Origin of the sequence: Nitrosopumilus sp. b1, assembly GCF_014078545.1 — an archaeon.
Classification (GTDB): Archaea; Thermoproteota; Nitrososphaeria; order Nitrososphaerales; family Nitrosopumilaceae; genus PXYB01.
Genome location: NZ_MU078758.1, coordinates 1 through 2,968 on the forward strand (window position 1 = coordinate 1; position 2,968 = coordinate 2,968).

The 2,968-nt window shown below is 36.2% G+C and carries 3 protein-coding genes; 2 read left to right on the forward strand and 1 reads right to left on the reverse strand.

The window, feature by feature from the left end:
- Window positions 1-91 precede the first annotated feature (91 nt).
- Complete coding sequence (locus C6988_RS10425; protein WP_182135328.1) at window positions 92-688, forward strand: protein-disulfide isomerase; 597 nt, start codon at window positions 92-94, stop codon at window positions 686-688.
- Between the two features lie 53 nt (window positions 689-741).
- Window positions 742-2,418 (forward strand): dihydroxy-acid dehydratase, encoded by a 1,677-nt coding sequence (gene ilvD / locus C6988_RS10430; protein ID WP_182135331.1) that lies wholly within the window; start codon window positions 742-744, stop codon window positions 2,416-2,418.
- On the opposite strand, the gene C6988_RS10435 is transcribed toward ilvD, so the two are convergent.
- Window positions 2,412-2,627, reverse strand: coding sequence for a hypothetical protein (locus C6988_RS10435; protein WP_182135333.1), 216 nt, complete (start codon window positions 2,625-2,627; stop codon window positions 2,412-2,414). The genes ilvD and C6988_RS10435 overlap by 7 nt on opposite strands.
- Between the last annotated feature and the right edge of the window lie 341 nt (window positions 2,628-2,968).

Sequence of the window (2,968 nt, forward strand, 5' to 3'; positions counted from 1 at the left end):
ATGCAATCCATGAACTAGATCAAATTTTGTATTTTATTTAGATTCATCGATTCGCTTAATTAGGGTATTTTTTTGAAAATCAATGTTACCTATGGGAAAGAAGAAGAGAAGAGAGCGAGAAGAAAAAAGAGATAGTTATGCTTCTCAACAAGGAAAGAAAAAACGTAAGAATGTCTTAATCGCTTCAGGTGTACTATTAGGTATTGCAGCAATAGTTGGAATTTCAGCATATAATTTTGCAACCATGCAAACAAATGTTCCAGGAGCTCCACCAGGTGCAGGAATGTTAGGCGATGAACACGAGCATGCATCAATATTAGTTAGAATATTTGGCGACAAGTTTGATTTCTCAGGTCCTGCATTTCAGATAAAGAGTAGTTGGATACACTTTGAAGCACAAGATGGCACAACAATTCATAGACACTCTTCAGGAGTAACTACTGGTTATCTATTTGAAACATTAGGAATTACAGTTGATGATCAATGCTATATCTTCCCAGATGGACGACAATTTTGTACAAATGAAGATTATACTCTAAAGTACTACGTAAATCATGAGCAAGTTTCAGATATCTCAGAATATGTTTTTGAAGACGGGGATAGAATTCTAATAACTTATGGTAACGAAACACCTGAAGAAATTGAAGAATATCTAGCAGAGTTAGATGCACAGCCAATCGTCGCATAATGAAAATTATAGAAAGTCTAAATTATAGAAAAAATATCCAAAAGGAGTAAGCAATGTCAGAAATTTCTAGTAGAAATGTTGTGGAGGGAACTGCCAGGGCACCCCACAGAGCTATGTACAAAGCCATGGGCCTTGACGATGATGATTTAAGCAAACCATTCATTGGCGTTTGTCATACTGGAAATGAAGCTACACCTTGCAACATACACTTACCAAAATTAGCATTAAAAGCTAAAGAGGGAGTATTAGACGGAGGTGCAACCCCCAGAGAATTTTCAACAATTGCAGTTAGCGATGGTATTGCAATGGGACATGAAGGAATGAAATCATCATTAATCTCTAGGGAAGTTATCGCAGACTCTATAGAACTAATGGTAAGAGCACATCAATACGATGCACTAGTAGGAATTGCAGGATGTGACAAATCACTACCTGGCACAATGATGGCAATGGCCAGATTGAATTTGCCATCGGTATTTGTGTATGGTGGAACAATTATGCCAGGAATGCTTGATGGTAAAGAGCTTACAGTTGTTGATGTTTATGAAGCAGTTGGAGCATATGATGCAGGTCAGTTATCATTAGAAGCACTAAAGAATATTGAGAATACTGCATGTCCTAATGCAGGTTCGTGCGGCGGGATGTTTACAGCAAACACTATGGCATCAATATCTGAAGCAATAGGTCTTGCATTACCTGGAAGTGCATCACCACCTGCTGAAGATGACAGACGTGAAAAAATGGTCTACGATACAGGAAAAGCATGCGCTAAATTATTAGAATTAAACATTAAACCAAGAGAAATTTTGACGTTTGAGGCATTTGAAAATGCAATCACTATGCTAAATGCAGTAGGCGGTTCTACTAATGGCATTTTGCATTTATTGGCGTTATCAAATGAGGCTGGAATAAAATTATCTTATGATGACTTTGAGAGAATACGAAAGAAGACTCCTCATCTGGCAGATATGAAACCTGGTGGAAATTATGTAATGAATTCACTTGATAAAATTGGCGGCATACCATTTGTTCTTAAAAAATTAAATGACAAAGGATTGATTCATAGAAATTGCATTACAGTTACTGGTAAAACAATTCATGAAAATCTTGAATCTATGAGTATTCAAGAACCAGAACAAAGTATTGTAAGATCAGTTGATAATCCTATTCATAATGTTGGGACTGCAGTTATTCTAAAAGGAAGTTTAGCACCAGATGGGGCCGTAATTAAAACAGCAGGAGTTGAGATGACAAAATTTACTGGAAAGGCACGCGTTTTTGATAGAGAAGAATATGCTTTTGATGCAGTCTCAAAAGGAGAGATAGAAGAAGGACATGTTGTCGTGATAAGATATGAAGGACCAAAAGGCGGACCGGGCATGCGAGAGATGTTGGCAACTACTGCCGCATTAGTTGGTCAAGGATTAGGAAAAAAAGTAGCAATGGTTACAGATGGTAGATTTTCAGGAGGAACTAGAGGATTTATGGTTGGACATGTTGCACCAGAAGCATTTGTTGGAGGACCAATAGCTCTTGTAAAAAATGATGATGAAATAACTATCGATATTGAAATTAATCAAATTGAACTTAATGTACCCCAAGAAGAATTAGATGAAAGGAAAAAACAATGGACTAAACCAAAACCAAACTACACTTCAGGCGCATTAGCAAAATTTGCATCACTTGTAGGGTCTGCAGCAGAAGGCGCAATAACAAAACCAATTCAATAATTTTTTGAATTGTGAATATTACACAATAGTACAGTCTCATGCCCAATAGTTTTTGCAGTTAAAGAGTGACCGTCTTTGAGTCCCTTATCACATACATAGCATGATGCAATTGATGCATTAGATGAAAGATAGGATTTTTCTTCTAGAGGATAGATATCCTGAATTAATGCATTTTCTTGTGTTCTAGGTTTTTCAAGAATTTGACTCATAGTATTAGTACGTCTAGATCGCATATAAAGGTACCGTACTATACCGTAATAATTGAAAAAGCCAAGGGTCCCAAAGAATGGAGGGGCATTTGGGCATTGGGAGGTCCTTGACTATTAGTAATTCAGGCATAAAAAATGACTTAACTCTCTGTGTGTAATCTTTGAACATATTATTTGCTCAAAATTTTAAATATCCATGAAATCTGATGCCAGATATGGGTGAACACCTTTGGAAGAAAAAAGCCAACAGTAATACCCCTAGATTTATCTGAAAATCAATTTCAAATTTATAATAAAATATCAAGAAATTATTCTCATTCATTTCTCTTTGAATCATTAAC